Genomic DNA, 20,893 nt, shown 5'->3' on the forward strand with positions numbered 1-20,893 from the left:
AAATGGGTAAAAGTAAAAAATCACCAGAAGCAACTACCTTAATCGATTACATTGACCGGCAAGCCCAAAAATGGAATCTGCGTGTAGAATACAAAACCGAGAGTTCAATAACTGTATGGACTAGTCCATTTATTGGTATTCATATTAGATTTTGGATAGAAAAAAATGATTTATTCTACTTTGACTTTTATTGCCGTACGTCATCATGGCACTACAATGGTGAACGTACCGATTTACATGACGCATTCAGCCTATTCTTTGCTATTTACCTTAAGCGATTGTCCATTTGTACTACCAAGATTGTTAGTATCCTTAATCCCGCAACGGACTCTGATAGTGAAATATACGGCAATTATATAATTCCAATTCAGATTGATCCCAGTCTTATTGACATTAAAACTTTAGATAGAAAGCGATTAGATGATCTTGTCGGTTCACTATTCACATTCGAAAAGTATATATGGAGGGAATACAATGGTTGCCCCTGTAAAGAGTGCAAAGAGCGCCTAGGATATACATTTGATTACCGGTGGGAAGGTGTTAACGTAAAGCAGTTTGAAAAGTTAAAATCCATCATTGGTTTTAATGAGCGGGTTAACTACATAGAACGTACGCTGCCGACTTGGTTTTATTACAGAAATTTCAAAAACCAGATTTCAGTAATAGAATCAGCAGAAATTATCGAATTTATTAGCGCATTAGCTGTTTCCGATGAAAAAAAATTAGAAGGTATTAATGGTGATTTAGTTCAGTCTTTAAATTTTTGTCATTTTTTTGAATTAAAAACAAAAAGAAAAATTTTTAAGCATTTCAAATCGTTAGAGGGTATTGAGCCAACAATTTTATTTCTGGAAAACAAGATCATAGGGATAGGAGAAAAATACATCTTGAGTATTGATCGCGAGTGCGGTTTCAATGAATTCAAAACGGAGCGCGAAAAGGTTAGAGAACGTCATAATGCAGAATTTGACATGCTTTTTCAACCTTCCAAATTAGTTTGGGCACCCATCGTCAAGGATGAGGTATTCGAGAATTTAATAAAGGATTTATTAGAGCGCGAGCCAAACGTATCAAGAGTTAGAAAGTTAGCTCACACACGAGAACGAGACGCAGGTGTAGATCTTGTTGCAGAATGGCATATTCCTAAAGGTGTGGTTGAGCCGGGGGAAGATCCCTACGTTAAGTTAAATGTAATTGTCCAATGCAAAGCATACAAAAGTGGTGTGGGAAAATCTGACGTTCAAGACATTCGCGATACTGTAGAACATCGCAACTATGATGGTTATTTCTTAGCCACATCGAGTTACACTAAAATGTCCCTCTCCGATCACTTAGACAAATTAAGGGTGTCTGGGAAACTTTGGATAGACTGGTGGACTTCATCAGAAATCGAGGAAAGACTTCGAAAACACGAAAACCTAATTCGTAAATACCGCCACATTCTCAGCTTTGAAACCTCATGATTGCCCATAAACTCGATGCGGATTAAAGCTTGGCTTATAAGCTTCTAGTCTCTTTTTCTAATTGTAGATATTGCGTTCTACAGTATCACTAATTGCCATATAAGTATACACTGTATTCTTTCTTACCGGCTACAATAATTGCACGAGTGACTAGTATTAACTTACTATTTTTTCTATAATAATGTCTAATTAGTTTATCTAGTCTCTAATTAACTCGAATAGTATCTCTAATTTTAGTCAGCTCAAAAGTTCGCCTATGAATGAAAGTCGAGAATGGAAATTACTCATTCGGGAGATAGGAAAACTGAAGAAGTTTCAAGCAGCCCAAAAATACCACAACAATAACAAAAAGGATTCTAAAGATTGTTAAGAAATAAGAAATGTACCTATTTATAGCATTAATTAGACTATCAAAAAACTGTGAGAAAAAATTCAAGTATTAACACTAAAACGCGACAAACAAATTAAAAAAATAGAAAATCTTATCGATTTCATTTTTTTGAAGCAACCAATTCAGCAATTATTTTCGTAAGTTCTGCATGATTATCTTTCGGGTCATAGGTAATTATATTGATATTAAAATCTTTACGCCAGCGCTGTTTTTCTGTTGTACTTATTTCATCCTGGTTTATGAATGCATAGTGATCTGGAGTCCCCCCATGAAATATATGATGAATGAATCTTAAAACTAAAAGTAATTCTGGATCTTTTAGAGAAGCGCCTAGAAAAAGAATGTTATTCATTGAAAACATCGCCTGCAGTACACTTTGGTATCCCATCTCACTATAAAGGACCTTTCTATAATCTTTCTCTGTTAATATAATCTCCGAAGGAGCATCGTCAGCGCTACCATGAGCCTTTAAAATGAAAAATTCCGAATTGGTCATTTTGTAATTTATGGTTGCCGCATTTTTATACGTAAATTTTGGAGGGACGTCAGAATACTTAGTTATATAAGCTTGTTCTATTAACTGATCATAATTCGTAGTAACAATAAATCTTGGGTTGAGATCCATAGCCATGAGAAGAGCTTCACTGGGAATATACTTTTTGTCAAAAATTTCCTTAATGTACTTTTCGAACCCACCCGCCAATGTCTCACGTAGTTCCTCTGCTACCAGAAGATATTTGTCTGGATTGTCGATTAATGTAAGTAGTTCCTTTTCTCGCTCATCGTTGATTGCACCTATGTCTTTTGACTTTGAAGTAAGGCTCAATAGCAAATCCTTCCAACTTGGCAATCCTGAAGCTTGCGATAATCCAGCACCAATAAAAAGTCCGAATGCCCCTTTATTGAAATGCTCTATAAGCTGATTCGTGAGTTTTGATACCATTACTGAAGAGTAAAATTAGAATCGTTGAAAAATTTAGATTGAAAGACGCGATTTCGGACTTTGAGGTTTTCCTTCAATGAACCTCCAGTTTTAAACGCAATAATATAATCATAAAGGTCCTTATCATAAATATCTGATGACTTGTCCTCTATTAACACTTCGGGAGTTTTATTGTACTTTACCCTCTTTGTTTCAAAATCCCTTAAAGTATTTGCGAACTCTTGAGCTTTTAAACCTTTAAATGCTCCGATATTTTTGTATAACAAATAAAAAATGTCCACAAAGGCCCATTTATTCTTAAAAACACCCTTAAAAAAAAGATTGATTTCTTTCATTAATGTCAAGATCTGATCAGCTTTTTGCAATAAATCTTGAAATGAAACTATTGTTGCGTTCGCAAACTCCAAATAAAGGTTCTTCATATCTACCCCTTTAATATTTCTCATGCAATCGTAGTGACAAGCTGTAAGAGCATTATCTAAATAATCTTGATGTTTGTATCTGCCATTTTTTATTTTACATTCTTTCTCATTGAAAAATTCGTGTACGTTTGCTAATGCAATTATTGCAAAACCGATGTTGGACGCTATTGCATGCCGCAACTCCACTGAATTTAGTTTTTCGCCCATCTGCAATCTTGCGAATAGAGTTCTGATTTCCTCTTGTGAATAATCAGTTACTACTGCGAGAGAAATTGGAAAGTTTAAGAGTTTATCTTTCAAGATAGGGTTTTTCACAATCTCTGTAAAGCTATATCCTTTAATATTTACGCCCTCAATTATACTGTCGTCTAGTTTATATTCAAGATTTGCAAATTCCCAAATTGCTCGCATTCTTTGTTGACCATCAATAACTTCATATTTAAACATCTGGCCTTGACTGACGTAAAATTTAGGCAAGTCATACCCTCGAAGAATACTATCGATTAATAATTTTTTCTTTGGAGGGAGCCAAACAGAAGTCCTTTGGTATTGTGGTTTGGGATCAATTTGATTCTTTAAACTGATGACTTCTTTAATGGTGATTTGTTTAGGGGAGATTTTCATGAGCTTAAATAAAACAAGCCGCACAACCTTCTTCTTCAGCATCCAGAATATCTATTAGCTTATTTGAGCGATGGTTTTTAACGGCCGTTTGTTGTTTGAGTAAAAAGTCTTCTTTTATCTGTTTGATACGATCCGGATTAATTAGTTCTTCCAAGCGTTCATCCTGCATCCAGGTATAACCATCTTTTTCATATTCCATAGCCAGAAAGAACTTTGCCGGGTTCTGCTCATACAACCACACCCATTCTATTTTACGCTGGAAGAAACAAAAGAAACAGCCGGAGCGGCTACGGTTGTATTTACCGGTCTGTCCGTTTATCTCATAAGGAATTTCCTCATAATACGCAGGAACCCCCACTCCACTTTCCTTTAAAATTCTGAAAATATCATCCCTAATTAAAATTTCCTCATTATTAAGTAAGGGAAAGTTATCTACTAATGAAATCGGGAAAGACGACTCTTTTAACGACTGGAATACTACATGGTTAAATTCTTTTATCCCCAGGCCCATTAAGGCTCTTTGCTTCTGGGATTGGATATAAGAAAGCGACAAAGGTGTTTTAAGAATATCTATAGCTCTTTGATACAGGTTATTGGTTAACTGATCTTTATATAATACTCTCAGCAAATGCTGGTTCTCATTTTTAAGAACCTTTGATATAACTTCTTCACTCCAGATATTTTCCCGGAAAGGAAAAATTGATTGGACATGAGGCTTCGTTGATATATAACCCTCACGCTCTTCATCACCACGAATACCCACATAGGAAATTACCGGGGTGTTACCTATATAATTCTCAAAGGGCTCAATTTTCAGTTTCTGAGTGCACCAGCGGGCATTGGAAGATGGAAGATAACCTCCGTACAAATTATGGTAGAAATCAAAAGGGTTATCATGATCTGCAGTTTTAGCATATAGCTTTTGAATGGATACACCCAGCTTGGATTCCAGGTTCCTGATAAGCTGGTATGTTTCATCCAGTTCCTTTCCTGTATCGCAGGTATAAAACTCGATATCCATTTCAGGATACAGGTTTTTCATATAGATGGCTAAAGCGGCACTGTCTTTACCTCCTGAGATACCCAATACATGCCTGACCTCCTTATTTTGCATCTTTATCTAATTCTTTCTTAAGCAGATTAGCCAATATAGCGATTTTTTCAGAATGATTTCGTTCATCAATTAGCAAAGTGATCTCATTTTCTAGTGAACGGATCTGTTCTGTTTGACCTTTTGGAAAACGTATGAGTTTCTGTTTGATCGAACTTCCAGGTGAGGATAGTTCAAATTTAAATACTTCCTCCTGCTCCAGATTGACCTCCCTGAGGGCAATGTCATTTAAATTATCTAATTCATGGATCAGGTTCAGGAAGCGTTCCTGCAATTGGTCTACATCCTGATCTGACAAATTATCTAATGTTTTACCGATTGTTGCCTGGGCTATTGAGGAAAGCCATGCTGTCCGGTCTTCCAATGGAGAACACAGCCTGTCATAAAAAGTTTTCTGATACGGTAATAGCAGATATTGTTTCAAAGAACGCTCGTAACGTTTTCTGAATTGTTCCTTATATTGAATAAAAGTATAAGGCAGGCTCCAAATTGAATTTATGACAGATTCAAAATAATTCAATAATTCATCGTATGCATTTCGTAATTCCCTGATTGCAGTTTGAAGATCAGCACTAAATGATTTCAAAAGTTCTGGTGTCTTATTTAATTGCACCATGTCATAGCCTAGGGCATTCGGAAAGTCTTCGAAAAAAAGTTTCTCAGGATCTTCAGCTTCAGTCAGTGCCTTTCTAATCATAAGGGTTTTTCTGCTCAGCTTTTTTGTACTTTTAGCATAGGGTTTAAGCTCTTTATAGAATTTAACAAAAGGTGCTATTGTCTTTATGAAAGCCTTATTAGAGGTTTGTTTCTCTTCACTAAGAGATAATAGCTCCCTGTATTGATTAAATAAACTTACCCTGATTCCGTCAGTATCAAATGATTTGATGTTATACTGAGCCGGATTTTTCACCAGAACCTCCAATACTTCCGCATCTAGTTCCGGTATGAAACCATTTTTACCGTAGAGTGCAAAATCTTCGCTTTTAATCAGGAGATAGATCGGTATCCAGAAATCTAAAAATCCTCGCTTTAGTTTGAATTTTCCATGTTCCAAAAGATCATAAAACTCTTCCAGGTTTCGTTTAGACCCTCTGCTGCTTTGTACGAATTGGTTACAAGCTTCAAATAAAGGTATAAAATTACATGGATCATTCGCCGGGTCTGTTATTTCCTGCAGAACCCAGCCATTCTCGGTTTTTCGATGAATACCTGTTTCAAGTAATAACGATAAGTAAATACTTTTTTCCGGAGGAAACTTTTCAATATTTAACCCCTCTTTATTTTCATTCTGAATGATCGACTCTAACAAATTTTTTCTTGCCGTTGAAATGGCCGCAGACAACTTTGATTTGTTTGCTAATTCGCTAATAAATATTGGAGTTAAAGGATAAATTTCTTCAACAATTTCCGAGAGAAAACCATTCAGGTGTTTACTATTTCTAAAAATCTTCTCATTTCCCCTGTAATACCATTTCACAGAATCAGGGTCATAAAAGCCTTCATACAGAAAATGGTTTAACAGGTTTTTTTGAATATCGATGATCGAGCTTAATTCCCGCTGAATAATTCTGTCATTAGGATATTTAGCCTTCGCTATTTCTGCCTTCTCAACTTCTTCAATAGCATGCTGTATATCTTCAACCCTTAAAAAATGAGCATATAGAATGGCGTGTTCGTTCGCGGCCGAAGCTTTTCCTATATCAGAACCCTTAATTTGTTCATTAAAGATCAGGTTGATAAATCCGTCAACCTGCCCGGCGGGTTTAGAAGCAATATAGGGCGTATCAGTTATTTTATATTCGAAAACCCGGGGAGTACCCTTATCAAAATATGCCTTCTTAGCTGATACCGGTGCTAAAGGGAAGTAACTGTTTAAAAACCCTACAATGTTTTTAGACCGGCTTATTTCTAAGCCAGCCTCCTGTATGGCGTCATCAATATCAACAACAGTAGTCTCAGAATAAAAATACCTGTGGGAATGTTTATTAAAAGCTATCAGGTTTCTTTTTTGGAGGTCTTCAATAGCTTCTAAAACACCCGTTTTCTTGCTCGTAAGCTCTATATACTGACTAAGGAAATTCTTTTCAAGCTTTGCCCCTGCATGGCTGAAAATATTCAGAAGTCCGATCGTTTTTATAAGCGTCTGGTACAGCGTATGTTTTTCTTCCTCAACTTCCCCCTCTACTCTTTCCAGTGAATTCTTAATTTCTGCCCATTTATTATAATGGATATTGGCCTTTGAGTTTAAGAAAGAATAAAGATTGTAGTTCAGGTAGTCATAAACATTCGCTACCGAGTAGAAATTCTGCTGTTGGACTTTAGATTTAAAATCCTCCAGGCCATAAAAATTATTAGTACCCAAAAATGTGAACAGGGACCGTTCATTTTGCCCGTACTGCTGTAAGGCTAGTACAAGGATACTGGCTGAGAGTAAATCGAGAGGATATATTTTTTTTGCTATATCCTGATCAAAATAATCCTTTAAAGGAAATGCTTTGGCAACTGCTATTACCTCCAGCAAATTCGGGATATAACTTTCAAGATGATCGGGAAGGGTAGCATTTATCCTTTTGCTTGCCAGTAAAAGAAGTTGCTCAACAGGCTCATTAAAAGTTAATTCTCTGAATCTGCCTTTTACTTTATTCCATTCATTACGCTGCGTATTGTTTAAATTAATAGCATAGGCAGAAAAATCCTGGTGAAGCGTGGTGATAAAGGCCGCTTCACAGTCGGAATTATTAATCAACTCTGCTATTTGCTGTAGAAAGTATATTTCCTGTTCAGCGCCGTTTACAGAAGCAAATTCTAAAAATTTACCAAACTCATCAATCATTAAAATGACACCTCTGCCTTTGGAATTTGCTCCTTTGATAAGTTTTTCCAGATCGTTGAGGATTTCCTGAGGTCTGCTCTTTTTTGAGCCTATAAGCAATTTAACACTATCAATAATAGAATTATAGCCGCCAACTAACTTTAAAATATCAAACCGTTTATATTTCTTCCAGTCTGTACCCTCTACAAAAAGCTTTTCTTCGTTTAAATGATATTCGAGTGCATTGAGGAAAGAAGATTTACCGGTTCCATACGCCCCGATTAAATTAATGGATCGCAAGCCGGAAGTGTAATTATTTACAATAGCATCAAATACTTCCTGGACATTCGGAGTAATAAGATATTGAGAAACATCAAAGCTGTTAATCAATATGTTCTGTGAGGGTGAAAAACTCCTAAGCATAATACCGGTTTAAAACTTCCCACTTATCTATTTGTCTTTTAACCTGTAACACACGGTTACCGGCCGTTTCGTTATAATTATATTCATCTGGCCGTACTTCTGCCAACTCCTTCAATTTCTCTTCAAGTCCCCTTTCTGTCATGCAGAATATATTTCCCGGTGAATTATTGCCTTCCAGTAGATCCTTAAAGCCAATAGATTGGATCTGACAGCCATAATTATCTAAAATAGCGAAACAAAATATCTCTAAAGGCAGATCATCTCTGCTTTCCCTGATCACCCGGAACCACTGGGTTGTCTTTTCCGTTAAGGCAGGTCTTGTAAATGGCCTGATCAGGTTTAATTCTATTAACAGGTTGGCAGTTTCATCTTCGATGTCGGCTTTCCCGTCATCAGAACGATGATAGGTACGTAAAAAGACATTCACATCAGATTCGTAAGTCTTATCGCTTAAATATTTCTGATCATGTTCTTCTGTCTTTCTTTTTAAAAAAGAAATTAGCTGTTCCCTGGTAAATTCATTCTTCTCTTTTAAGAACTGGTTAAAGAAAGAATTGCTGATAAATACCCTCTCATTTTTGATAATCGAGTAATGTAAGAGCCAGAGAGATGCACTATCTTCCAGATATGGATCGTATGATCCGAAAAGACGGGTTCCCAATTCGGTTGGCTGTTCTGATGTTGTATCCAAGATATTGAAACCTTTAAGCCAGAATCTTATAGCCGTAACCATATTCTTACCCACACCTAACCTCACCACGGCATCTTCCTGGGAAAAGGATTGCCCTTGCAGTACGAAATCATATCCCTTCTTAAGCCATGAATGCCTGCAAACGAAAGTTTCATGTCCGCTAAATCCTATTCTCATAAATAACAGTTAAAACGAATTAAATTGATTTTTTAAAAGTTTTCAACATCCTTTAAGCATTAAAATCTGCTGGTCGCATGCGGTTCGAATAGCAAATCACTACTTTTTGTGTGAATAACTAAAAATCATTTTAATAAAATCAAAACTTATTTTTGTTAAACATGAAAAGGAGCAAAAAGCTCCCTTTCCCAATTTCAATAAAGAAACAATATTCAGGCAAGAATATTGGTATTTGCAAACCCTGGAGCTGATCTCTTCGGGGTTTGTTTTTAATATACAAAACTATTGATTTATGCTTTATTGCAATGGAGAATTTACTAACATCTCCACCCACCATTATTTAAATTCAAACCTATCCAGGAAAATATTGATCTAGTATTGTCTGCCTTAAAATCATATTTTGAGATGGCTTTGATATGGCCTCAAACAGATCAGGATCAATGATGGCATAATCCAAAGCTTTTTTAAGGCTTTTGAGACTCCTCATTTCAAGTTTCATTTCCATAATCTTCTCATAGCCTGATTTAGGAATTAATTCCCAGAAAGGTTCTGATTTTAAATGATAAAAGGGGAGTGCCATATTGCAGTGGTGCTTAGTAGTAACCAAAGATTCCCAAGTACTTTTAAATGTCCTGACTAATTCAGGTGTTACTCTTATTTTGTTGTCTGGATAGAAACCCAGTTGTATCAGTTCCAACAAGGATAGTAAGAGGACAGGTTTATGAGGAGCTTCTCCATGAGCGTGATCGATGCGGAGGGTTTGGAGTAGCAGGATATATTTATCGAGTTTTGAGTGCATCTAGGCTTTAAACAAAGTATGATTCCTTTTTCACAAGAGAAGATACAGTTATTTGATTGAATCGCAAAACATAGGCCTTTTGTCCATAGTGTTTCCTATAGTCCGATAGAGTTAAGTGCTGAATCTCTACGGATAATTCAATGAAATCCCGTACATACGGGACAGACTCCTATGGAATGGCATCGGTAATGTTCCAAAGCCAAAGTTTAAGCTTTTGTGTTTCTCCTGACAGAGCGATAATTGAACAGTTTTGAGCTCAAAGAATATAGCTTGAATACCTAAGGGTGGGTATCCCTAATAAACCAACACAATTATGATAAAATGAAACAGGAAGATACTGTTTAGGCAGTATGCAATGATTGTAACCTTTCTTTAAAGGAATTGGCAATGACCTCTTTTATAAAAGGGCTTGCATTTTGAAATGTGGTATGCTGTTTAACTTTTGGCAGATCAAAGTGAAAAATAAGCTTCGCGAAACATTCATCAGCAAACGAATTGGAAAAATTTCTACTCCGGCAAAGTCAAAAATGATATTCTCATTATTTTCAATACCCTCTATAATAGTATTACGCACAGCGGAACCAGCCCTGCGGGTGTCTAATTGCTTACCGATATGTGAAAACATGATGTGCATATATAATAACATTAATTACCAAAAGGCAGGAGGTCATAGAACATTAATAACCCTACTTTACAAAAAAACGAAGATTAAGCTCTTCAACAAACTGAAAATCATTGATCCATCTGACACCCATATTATTGCAGACATTAGGAATCTTTATCCTCTTACTGTTAGCTGCCGTCTCCAGGTTCTCTTTGGTTACTACGCAGGCATTATCATTAATAGCGTGAGCAATTAGCCAGGGATCAGCCAGGGAACGCTGGCGGGTATTGTCTACCAGTAACTTATGGTCAGGATTCGCAGCATATATTGATCTGAGGGCCAGGGCTATTGATTCATTTATTGTTTGAATAGGTATTTTTGAAGTACTCAACCACTGTGACAACTCATCATCTGTTTTAGTAATTTCATCAGCTACTGCTTGCGGTAGAAAAATCCGGTTCTGATTACCGAGCTCATTTAACATATCCCAATAACCCTCTGTCCGTAGTATTTCCATCAATTATCCACTGTCCGATAGAGTTAGCGCAGCGCTCTACGGATAGTTCAATGAAGAGGCTGTCTCATAAGTAATTTTTAGCAATATGTCGCCAAATTAAATTTTAATGCAGTCTTTAAAGAAACTTAAAACGGCAATTTTCGATCTGAAAATTGCCGTTTTTTATTGGATGGCAGTATTTAATAGGGAACTATCAAAATTTAATTCTGTTTTTTAAACTGTGATTTGACTTTTGATACAACCTCTATGAAATGGCAGCGGTAATTCTGTAAGACATGCCTGTTTCGGATGATTCGGGTTTAAAACCCGCTTTGATCAGGGTACAGCATGTGCAGACTAGGATCCCGAACAGCGAATTTCCCTGCTTTTAAATAATACAAGCTAACTATATTTAGAGCTTCTTTTTTGATTTAAACCTAATTAGCTCATCAATATCTAAACTCGTAATCTGTGTTGCCTGTTTATAATAATTTGACAAAACCTGGTGATCGACGTCAACCAGAATAGACCTGGGCAAAAAGCCGATGTCGCAGGCATTCCTGATCCGGCTATATTCCTTTTCGGTAGCATACAGATTAATCATGGTCAAGCCGTGCTTCGAACTCATTTCTTTCCATTTTCCCCGGTCTGTATCTACACAAATATTTACCACCAATATGCCTCTGGACGCGTATTTTTCATGCAAACTTTTCTCTATAGGAAACTCCTTAATACACGGGGCACACCAGCTAGCCCAGAAATTGATCATAAGGAACTTACCCTCGAAATCCGACAAAAGCACGCTGTCTTCATTTATATCAATTAATTTTATTCTTGGCATTCTCTTTCCAATAATGGGATATTTATGTTTTAACATAGTTATAGAATCCACTGCCAATTTGTACTTCTCATTAGAGAACACCAAACCGGGGAAAATCTTGTTGTATTCAGATCCAGAGGACTTATAAACAAACGACATCATTTTCATTTTAATAGCATCCCGCGTCTCAGACAACGGAACTAATTCGTCTAAAGTCATCATTTGTTTAGCAAGTGAATGAGATTGGTCCGAATGCTTATAGATGTAAAATCCGGCGTAGCTCAGAAATTCAGTGGATAACTTGTCTATCGAAATATCCAATGGCATCTCTTTTTCAAATCTGAAATACGATGTATCGACCGGAATCTTCTGGCCTGATTTAAATTCTTTGTCAAATAACACATTATATTTCCTGAATGCGCCGTTATATTTTAGTCTAAGCTCCTCGTAGGCCCTAAAAGCCTCAGGTAATGGATCCCGATAAGCGCGGAGATAGGAAAGCCCAATATTTGTAAGAGAGTCTGCAATAGCTGGAAATTTGTTCATATCAACTCTGGCTCCTGCTATATAATAAGGAGTTGATTCTTGAACCCAGCCCTTAAAATGGTTGTGATAAGCTAAATAATACTCATTTTCAATCGTGAGATCTCCGGAAAATTTTACATCCATGTTACCCCTCCTAATGCTTTTTATATCGCACACAACGCGCTTGCCGGGCGCATTCCGTATAAAAAAATCATGAGAAAAAAGCTTAATGAAGTCGGGGTAAGCCAAAGAGACTACTATCGTATCTGAACTACCAGGAGGAATTTGCAGAGCCAACGTTTCTTCATAATATGGCAAATAATAATGTGCTCGCCCATTTAGTTTAAGAGTATCAGACGTTGAATTCTTAAGAATTGTGTAAGATAATTTGCCCGTCAAATCAACCAATGATTTAGCCGGCGGCTGACTAAAGCCAACATTATATAATAAGATAAAGATTATTAAACAAACCGAAAATACTCTCGTCATATCACTGCTTTTAGTGGAAATTGAATATATGAATATATTACGGACCATCAATGCCTTAAGCTATCCTTTATCAGATTGGATGGTGGGGAAAACCCTTGTATGTCTATTGAATAAATATGTTTATATATCTATTATGCCTTTGTATCCCATAATTAGAATTTTGGTAAAATGACGTAGTTTAATAATTAGATTACATGTCAAACCTCAGCACCATGAAAATTAAATTAGGAATAATACTTATAAAATTGAGGAAAGAAAAAAATCTCACGCAGCGCGAGGTAGCAAATGCCCTGTATGTTAGCAGAGCAACATATTCCTACTGGGAAAACGATGCAAGTGAAATGTCCATGTCCAAACTGATATTACTTTTGCACACCTCCAACCCAGGGTAAAATAACAATTTCGGGATAATAGGCTTTCAGGGTTTTTACAGAATTAATGGCGATTTCGGAAAAAGCATATTCGGGCAGATGGCCATCTTCACCATAAGGTCCTGCGAATAGATACGCATATTTGATCTTATTTTTTTTCAGTGTTTCTGCATATTCTTTAATATGCTTATTACTTAATTTTTCATCTGTACTGGGCTTATATCCTCTTAAATAAATACTCTCGGTCCAGACAGCATTTTGCTGACCGTACAAGTGCTTCAATTTATCTTCTTTGGATTTACATTGTGTTAATGCAATTAGAATCAACGGAAATAACAGGTTTGTCAATTTTGTTTTCATAAATCATTCATCTGTCTATCTCGGTGTTACTACCAAGAAAGCTTTTAGTAAATAATGATGCAACCATTTCAATGAAATCGTATCAGCTACATCTTTCTTATTTGCCATCAAATACATTCAGGTAAACTCAACAAATTGTCAGGCTGATCACCATCATTCTCTGTTTTAATATACTTATTACCCTGAGCACTTATGGCTACAATTACATTAACAACATGGCCATTTTTGCTGACATAAAACGACCATTTGCCTGATTCAATACCTGATATGGCATCTTGCTGAGTAAGATGCCACTTGGTTCCGTTAGGATTTAAACCACCGACTCTTTCGATTCTTTCGTATGCACTACTTCTGTTCGTTTTATTAATACACTTAATTTCATGTCTGCTTGCCATACTTATTTTTATCTAAGGTTATTTAAGATTTATTTCTCCTTTCCATACAATCCAGGCACCTCTTCCAATTCAGCACTAAATCCAAAAAGATCATCCACACTTTCAATTTCTTTCTTCATAAACTTCTTATCCGCACCCGGAATCTCTACATACTTCTTCCTGCCATTGAAGTAGAGCCTGCAAAGTGGTTTACGATTGTTATCATCCAGCAGAATAGCACAATAAGACTGGGCATCGCGTAGAAAGATCCGTTTCACGTCGGTTTTACGTCGCAGTATAGATTTTATAATCAGATAAGCTTCTATTTCTTCCTGAGTGGTTTCAATGTTTACCGCAGCGGATCCCTGACCGGGTACCTCCGTAAGTGGCCCCGACTGTTCAGTTTCCGTCTTCAGCGCAGTTTTAAGTCTGTCGTTTATTGAATCGCTTATCAAAAGATTAAAGGCCCTTTTAGTGATTGCAGTAAACTGCTCCAATACTTTTTGAGTTACCATAGAAGGATAGGCTTTCTTAGCAAAATAGCGTACAAACTCTTCTGAAGGAGCTGCCATTTCAACACTGAGAAGGTTCCTTACCTCGTTCAAATATTTCAGCTCACTTGCTGTATTGGTAATATTCTCTACATCAAAATAAGATTTATGGAATTTTTTAAGCTCAGCAATTTCATTATCCTTTATCTCTGTAATCTTAAACTCAAAGAACGGTTTCTCATCCATCCGATTTGGAGAAATCAGGTCGGTATAGAAACGGAAATTGATCCCATTGGTAAGCAGCCCGAATTTGGCTTCAGTGGTATGAAAATAACGGAAGAGCTGAGAGTTATGCGGATCGAGCTTTTCAGAATAGTGCTTACACTCGATAAGCATGATGGCCTGTCCCTCCTTCAAAATGGCATAATCCACCTTTTCACCCTTCTTTATACCCATATCAGCTATAAACTCAGGATTCACTTCAAATGGGTTAAATACATCATATCCCAATAACTGAATAAAGGGCATGATTAATGCATTTTTGGTGGCCTCTTCGGTTTGTATTTGCGGACAAAGTTTTTCTACTCTTGAAGCAAATTGGAGTACCGAATCTTTAAAATCCATATTCTGATCTGTTTTGATTTAAACTATTGTTGTTCCTCCCGCATCACGCTACACATTTTCTACTGTCACTTCTATATGCACTATATTTTCCTGAAAGTGTCCTAATAACATTCCAAGCATTTTCTCGTGGTAGATTGCATAATATTCCTTCGTATAGTACGTGCCGGGAAAATAATATCAAAGCGCAGTTCGCCCGGCAGTACCCTGGTATGAAACCAGGCCTTCCCTGCGTAAGGTTCTAATGCATAAGTAAAAAGATCTCGCTTTTCATGTTTTAACCAACCTTTAATCTCTGCTCGCATGATATTATCCCTTAATGTATTTAATAATAATTCGGGAAATATGGTCCTGATAATGATCGCCATAATATAACCGGATGATAATAATCTGTTCTTTTCTGCAAGCATGGGATGATCTGCAATTCTTTCCGGTACTTTGCAAAAGACTGATATATCCTCCTTATGATTTCTTTGTTTTAATTCAACCTGATTATGCCGGGAGGAGAGGGCTGAAACCCTCTTCCCCGATCGGCACCCCACTCAATTCTGTCAGCTTATTCTTTGGTTAATCTAATTCTTTAAGGTCTGCACCGTGAACAGGTTCCATAGCCCGCAGCCACCGCTTTCTTTTTTGAAATACTGATCTTGCTTCTGCTGAGATAACCGCATCCGCCCCGATGGTATTTAGAGCCTGTATTGGTTACATAAACAGTTACCTCCTGCCTTACATGATAAGCTATGCTTTCAGAAGCTTTCAGAGGCTGGAAAGGGCCGCATAACAGAATAAAGCCTGTCAGCAGCATGAGCATTAATTTGTTCATAATTGGGGTTCAGATCCTTAAACCTAAAGAGAATAATTATCCAATCCAAAAAAAATATTTAATAATATACTGATAATCAATATATTAAATATATAGAATAAGCCTGTTTATATAGGAAGTATATCTGTTCACCTATAGCATACGGTTGTTGGTGTAATAAATTAAAAATTACTTTTTCGGCTGTAAAACCTGGATGACAACCCAAAAGGATTCGGATGTTTCTCTAACCTTAACTGTTTTGGATGAGCATAAAATATTTTCAATCTGTCGACTACATTTAATTTTTAACCACTCATCTGTCCGTAGTGTTTCCCACTGCCCGATAAAGTTCAGTGCAGTATCTCTTCGGATAATTCAATAAAAAAGAGTCTTAGGACCCGGTTATGAAATAGCACCGGAATCATTCAGCTGTTCTGCAAGACATGCCAATTTGAGATAATGTGGGTTATAAACCCATTTTTACCGGGAGTAGGGGGATGTGCAGGCTAACATTACGAACGGTAAACAATAGAACTTTATATTAAAAATGCAGCTAATTAATGATCGGGCAGTGTTGCCTTAGCAGCTTGATACAAAGCTGACTCGCAGGAAGCGGTGCGGCCCGACCCGCCGATTTTGTGTTGGAAGTGAGGAGCCATCGTCTGGCTGTTGATAATGACAATTAAATCTTCAAGACCATCCTGACAAAGCAAAGCATCCCCATCCCGGCCTTTAACATTGGAGATATGGACAAGTTCTTAGTTTAAACCTTTTAGAGCAAATGTAAATTTTGCGGGCATATCTGTTATTAGTAACTAACTCGCACAATACCGGTAAAAATAAGCCTTGATCTTTGTGGAATAATTTTATTTATAATAGAAAATATTTAATTAATTCATAATCATAATAGAAAATATTTATAATACATATCGTATTCAGTGCTTATAATGGAAAAAACTTGCTTTCACAACAAGGCCTGTATAACCGAAAAAATTTATACTATGTCATCATAATGGAAAAAATTTAATTAAATTTAAATGGAAAAAATTTAACAATCAGTTGTTAATTACAGATTATAATGGAAAAAAATATTCCCCTCCATCTTCAGGACATTGTGTTTGGATCATCTGATCCTGCCATCTCCCAACAGATCGCTAAGCATATCCGGGAGGGCAAACTGAAAAAAATTGCTCCCCGGATTTATACAGGAAAACTGACTGATAGCGCGGAAGAAATAATTAAACGGAACCTGTTCAGTATCCTTGGTACACAATACCATGGTGCAGTACTCAGTCACCGGTCAGCATTTGAATACCGGCCCACAGAATCAGGAATATTGTTCTTAACCTATACCTATACCAAGAAGATAAAGCTGCCCGGTGTCACTCTCAGCTTTATGGCAGGATCCGGTCCAATTGAAGGCGATACGAAGATGTTCGAACTATACGTTTCCCAGCAGGCTCGTGCATATCTGGAGAATATGCAGGTATCCCGCAGAACGGGTGCTGATTCTAAAACACTGCCTATTAAACAAATAGAAGAAAAGCTGGAAAAGATTATCCAAATCAATGGGGAACAGGAAATTAACCGCCTTCGCGACCGGGCCCGGGAAATTTCCGTACCGCTGGGTATGGACGCCGAGTTCACCAAACTAAATAGATTGATCAGCGCACTATTAGCCACGCGAACACACAAAGAGCTGGCTTCCCCGGCAGCAAAGGCACGCGCGCTGGGTGCTCCTTTTGATATCGAACGAATCAAAATCTTTGAATCCTTATTTATCGATCTACGCGAACGGCCGCTTATCCGAAGACCGGATCAAAATGCCTCCGACATCTCCTTTAAAAATTTCGCCTTTTTCGAGAGTTATTTTTCCAATTACATTGAAGGTACTGTATTTGAGATTGAAGAAGCTAAACAAATCATCGCAACTCAACAGCCGCTTCCAGCTCGCAACGCGGATTCGCACGACGTGCTGGGTACCTATCAGATTGTTTCAAGCCGACAGGAAATGCACGTGACGCCGCGCGATAGCACGCAACTGCTGGAAATTCTTCAGTATCGTCACCGGATCCTGATGTCGGCCCGTCCGGATAAAAATCCAGGCCTTTTTAAAGACCGTAACAACTTCGCAGGAAATACCACCTTCGTCGACTACCGCTTGGTGCGCGGCACTCTCATTAAAGGCTTTGAATTTTACAAGGCACTGGAACATCCCTTCGCCCGCGCTGTGTTCTTAAAGTTCATGGTCAGCGAAGTCCATCCGTTCCTGGACGGAAACGGAAGGCTGGCGCGGGTAATGATGAATGCAGAACTGGTGGCTGCTGAGGAATCCAAAATCATTATTCCCACAGTTTTTAGAGAAGACTACGTTGGGTCACTTCGTCGCCTGACCCGACAGGGAGACACAGATACCTATATCCGGGTAATGGTCAAAGCGCACCTGTTCAGCGAGCAAGTCTTCGGAGATGATCGGGACGAGATGGAAAATCACCTTCGGGCCTGCAATGCATTCTCGGAACCGGAAGAAAACAAATTAAAAATCATTGAGCGGTTATGAAAAAATCCGATCAGCTACAGGGAAAAAAGAACCAGCTGTCCGTAGTGTTTCCATCAATTACTCACTGTCCGATAGAGTTAAGCATAATGTCTCTTCGGATAAGAATTAGCACCCTTAAATTATTTACCACATCCTTCTCTGACCTGCACCTCCTCCTCCAAATTTCCCAAAAGGAAGGTTAAAACTCAATTTAACCTTAATAGCACCATCCTTGTAAGGAGAGGTTTGAGATTTAAAATATTTAACCGGATTATACTCTGTAAATGAATATCCTCCAAATAGTCCAAGGTTCTCAGTTAACATATAACCAACTCCAACTGTGCCATACACCTGTATGGTTTTCTTAACTGTAACTTCATTTATTGAGTTGTTATTGAATAAATAATATTCACCATGCAGAAAACTCACACTGAGAAAAGGTGCCATCCCCAAAAAGTCAGATTGTGCATGTATGCTGCCCCCTACATAGGTTTGTTTGTGACCTACATCTTCGGTTAATCTCTTCAGCAATCCCCCAACCAAAAACTGATCTCCATTCTCTGTTTTAATACCAGCCATTAATGAAGTTTGATAAGAAGAGGTTGAGAGGGTACTGTATCCGATTTGACCAGCCAATACAAAATCATTGTTTTGCCCGACTGTCAGTAATGGTAAAAATAAGAATGCAGATAAAATAATCTCTTTAAATACGCTTAGCTTTTTCTTCATGTTTCAACTTTATACCCTATCAATGAAACAGGATTCGAACCTGTGTCATCCGGCAAATAATCCCCCTCAGGTTCAAAGAGCGGCGAACCTGCTTTTGTTATTTAATCTAACAGACTGGTACTGATCGGCTGATGCTCTTAGCGGGTTAGGCGTATATTTTTTTAATGGTTTAGGTTAGTAAACATATTGAGAAGAACTCAAACCCGCAAATAATTTTGAATACAACTATTTGATTTACAATATATTAACTATACACAATGGTCGCATTTATATAGAGAATATAGCATTTCATATAGCTAATAAATTTGTTGGTATATAGAATGACGTAAGTGGGAAACTGGTTTTTTGTTTGCATTTAGGAAGAGCTAAGCCGCTAAGGATTATCCCGGAAAACTAAGTTTCCCCATCGATATAGAAGGCACTCCCGGATGCTTACCGAAATCTGTTTTACCTCCGGCAACAGCTTCATTGGCCAGCAATGCAAAAAGAACGGCTTCCTTGGCATCTGGCATAATGCCTAAATCGGAGGTAAATTTGAGCTTTTTACCCAGCTGCTGCTCAATCATACCGCTTAACAGAGGATTATGCATACCGCCTCCACTGATATAAACTTCATAAGCTCCTTTACCCTCTACACTTTCCAATATAGCCTTCACAATACTTCCGGCGGTAAATGCCGCAAGGGTAGCCAGTGTATCTTCATTGCTAATATGATGCTGCCCCGATTTTAGGATTGCCTGATTCAGATAGCTTAAACTGAACAGCTCCGGACCGGTGGTTTTAGGATATCCGGATTGAAAAAAGGAATGATCAAAAAGTGCATTCAGGAGTTCCTGATTGACCTGACCCCGGGAGGCAATTTCAGCATTATTATCAAAATATTTTCCCGGATAGTTCAGCTGAACAAACTGATCCATTAAAGTATTCCCAGGACCTACGTCTGAAGAGAAAAAGTCAGTTGAAAACTGAGCAGGAAGAAAGGTAAAGTTGGATATACCGCCAATATTCAGCATGATGCGGTTTTCATCCCGGTTTGAAAACAACAGATAATCGCCGTAAACAGCCAATGGAGCGCCCTCACAACCTGCTGCCACATGTTTCTGTCTGAAATCACTGAGCGTAATGATTCCGGTTTTCATAGCCAGATGATCGCCATCCCCAATCTGAAGGGTAGCATTGGAGTACGCATCCACCTGACGCTGATGTTTAGGTGCATGATAAATGGTTTGACCATGACTGGCAATCAGATCGATCTCTGAAACGGAGATTTTCCATTCATCCAATGCCTCCAGAACTAATTCAGCATAGTAAGAACCAATAAATGCGTTAAGAAGGGTAACTTTTTCAAGATCTGCAGTTCTTTTGGCAAAAACCGATTTAAGATCTTCCCTGAATTCGGGTTTATATTTTGTCCCTTTAAAATTTCTTAATCTTACCCGGGTATCGAGACCGCTGCCACTGAATTCACACAAGGCAATATCCAAACCGTCAAATGAGGTACCCGACATCAAACCGATAATATTCCTGACGGGTTTATTAGCTATTTTATAAAGTAACTCAATATTAGTATTCATACCGGTAATATCTGTTTCTTATCCCCCAAAGGCAGTTAAACCCTGTCGCAATGGGTACAATCATTATCTGCTTAAATCTAGGGAATAAAAAATCATTGTTGTCCGGTTAAATTTGGAAATTTATTTCATTTTTTTAAAGTAAAGCCACCTATATAGCCTTTCCTCCCTCTATCGCCCAATGTCATTAAGTTAAGGATATTCACAATGTATTCTTTCGATTTTTAGTCACTTTAGGCTTCATT

18 protein-coding genes are annotated in these 20,893 nt (G+C 37.6%); 2 read left to right on the forward strand and 16 right to left on the reverse strand.

The features are described from left to right. Positions 1-2 precede the first annotated feature (2 nt). Positions 3-1,463: a restriction endonuclease gene (locus P2W72_RS06610; RefSeq protein WP_276360199.1), complete on the forward strand. Its 1,461-nt coding sequence runs from the start codon at positions 3-5 to the stop codon at positions 1,461-1,463. 491 nt (positions 1,464-1,954) lie between these two features. On the opposite strand, the gene P2W72_RS06615 is transcribed toward P2W72_RS06610, so the two are convergent. From P2W72_RS06615 to P2W72_RS06680, 14 genes are all read right to left on the reverse strand, one after another. Beyond that, the gene (locus tag P2W72_RS06615) at positions 1,955-2,797 is read right to left on the reverse strand and encodes an SIR2 family protein (protein ID WP_276360200.1); all 843 of its coding nucleotides are present in this window, start codon (positions 2,795-2,797) and stop codon (positions 1,955-1,957) included. After that, entirely contained in the window at positions 2,797-3,885 is a 1,089-nt protein-coding gene (locus P2W72_RS06620) for a DUF262 domain-containing protein (protein ID WP_276360201.1), read from the reverse strand. Before P2W72_RS06620 ends, P2W72_RS06615 begins: the two co-directional genes overlap by 1 nt. After that, the gene (locus P2W72_RS06625; protein WP_276360202.1) at positions 3,848-4,957 is read right to left on the reverse strand and encodes a phosphoadenosine phosphosulfate reductase family protein; all 1,110 of its coding nucleotides are present in this window, start codon (positions 4,955-4,957) and stop codon (positions 3,848-3,850) included. Before P2W72_RS06625 ends, P2W72_RS06620 begins: the two co-directional genes overlap by 38 nt. Next, positions 4,947-8,189, reverse strand: a complete 3,243-nt coding sequence (locus P2W72_RS06630; protein ID WP_276360203.1) for a hypothetical protein — start codon at positions 8,187-8,189, stop codon at positions 4,947-4,949. Before P2W72_RS06630 ends, P2W72_RS06625 begins: the two co-directional genes overlap by 11 nt. Further along, positions 8,182-9,057: a DUF4007 family protein gene (locus P2W72_RS06635; RefSeq protein ID WP_276360204.1), complete on the reverse strand. Its 876-nt coding sequence runs from the start codon at positions 9,055-9,057 to the stop codon at positions 8,182-8,184. The genes P2W72_RS06630 and P2W72_RS06635 overlap by 8 nt, the downstream gene beginning before the upstream one ends. 352 nt (positions 9,058-9,409) lie before the next feature. After that, positions 9,410-9,856 (reverse strand): hypothetical protein, encoded by a 447-nt coding sequence (locus P2W72_RS06640; RefSeq protein WP_276360205.1) that lies wholly within the window; start codon positions 9,854-9,856, stop codon positions 9,410-9,412. 397 nt (positions 9,857-10,253) lie between these two features. After that, positions 10,254-10,481, reverse strand: coding sequence for a hypothetical protein (locus P2W72_RS06645; protein WP_276360206.1), 228 nt, complete (start codon positions 10,479-10,481; stop codon positions 10,254-10,256). 61 nt (positions 10,482-10,542) lie between these two features. Continuing rightward, positions 10,543-10,977 carry a DUF4411 family protein gene (locus P2W72_RS06650; protein WP_276360207.1) on the reverse strand — a complete coding sequence of 145 codons (435 nt, stop codon included), beginning with the start codon at positions 10,975-10,977 and terminating at the stop codon, positions 10,543-10,545. A gap of 391 nt (positions 10,978-11,368) precedes the next feature. Beyond that, positions 11,369-12,445 carry a TlpA disulfide reductase family protein gene (locus P2W72_RS06655; protein WP_276360208.1) on the reverse strand — a complete coding sequence of 359 codons (1,077 nt, stop codon included), beginning with the start codon at positions 12,443-12,445 and terminating at the stop codon, positions 11,369-11,371. A 707-nt stretch (positions 12,446-13,152) separates the two neighbouring features. After that, positions 13,153-13,443, reverse strand: a complete 291-nt coding sequence (locus P2W72_RS06660) for a hypothetical protein (RefSeq protein ID WP_276360209.1) — start codon at positions 13,441-13,443, stop codon at positions 13,153-13,155. Positions 13,444-13,628: 185 nt separating this feature from the next. Then, the gene (locus P2W72_RS06665; protein WP_276360210.1) at positions 13,629-13,916 is read right to left on the reverse strand and encodes a DUF3892 domain-containing protein; all 288 of its coding nucleotides are present in this window, start codon (positions 13,914-13,916) and stop codon (positions 13,629-13,631) included. Positions 13,917-13,945: 29 nt separating this feature from the next. Then, positions 13,946-15,010: a type I restriction endonuclease gene (locus P2W72_RS06670; protein ID WP_276360211.1), complete on the reverse strand. Its 1,065-nt coding sequence runs from the start codon at positions 15,008-15,010 to the stop codon at positions 13,946-13,948. Between the two features lie 101 nt (positions 15,011-15,111). Continuing rightward, entirely contained in the window at positions 15,112-15,312 is a 201-nt protein-coding gene (locus P2W72_RS06675) for a hypothetical protein (protein WP_276360212.1), read from the reverse strand. Between the two features lie 275 nt (positions 15,313-15,587). Next, positions 15,588-15,830 carry a hypothetical protein gene (locus tag P2W72_RS06680; protein ID WP_276360213.1) on the reverse strand — a complete coding sequence of 81 codons (243 nt, stop codon included), beginning with the start codon at positions 15,828-15,830 and terminating at the stop codon, positions 15,588-15,590. Between the two features lie 1,057 nt (positions 15,831-16,887). On the opposite strand from P2W72_RS06680, the gene P2W72_RS06685 reads away from it, so the two are divergent. Beyond that, positions 16,888-18,369, forward strand: a complete 1,482-nt coding sequence (locus P2W72_RS06685) for a Fic family protein (RefSeq protein ID WP_276360214.1) — start codon at positions 16,888-16,890, stop codon at positions 18,367-18,369. A gap of 123 nt (positions 18,370-18,492) precedes the next feature. On the opposite strand, the gene P2W72_RS06690 is transcribed toward P2W72_RS06685, so the two are convergent. Beyond that, on the reverse strand, positions 18,493-19,077 hold the full coding sequence (locus P2W72_RS06690) for a hypothetical protein (RefSeq protein WP_276360215.1): 585 nt from the start codon (positions 19,075-19,077) through the stop codon (positions 18,493-18,495). A gap of 380 nt (positions 19,078-19,457) precedes the next feature. Continuing rightward, positions 19,458-20,651, reverse strand: coding sequence for an anhydro-N-acetylmuramic acid kinase (locus P2W72_RS06695; protein WP_276360216.1), 1,194 nt, complete (start codon positions 20,649-20,651; stop codon positions 19,458-19,460). Positions 20,652-20,893 lie beyond the last annotated feature (242 nt).

It is taken from the genome of Daejeonella sp. H1SJ63, assembly GCF_029360775.1.
Taxonomy (GTDB): domain Bacteria; phylum Bacteroidota; class Bacteroidia; order Sphingobacteriales; family Sphingobacteriaceae; genus Daejeonella.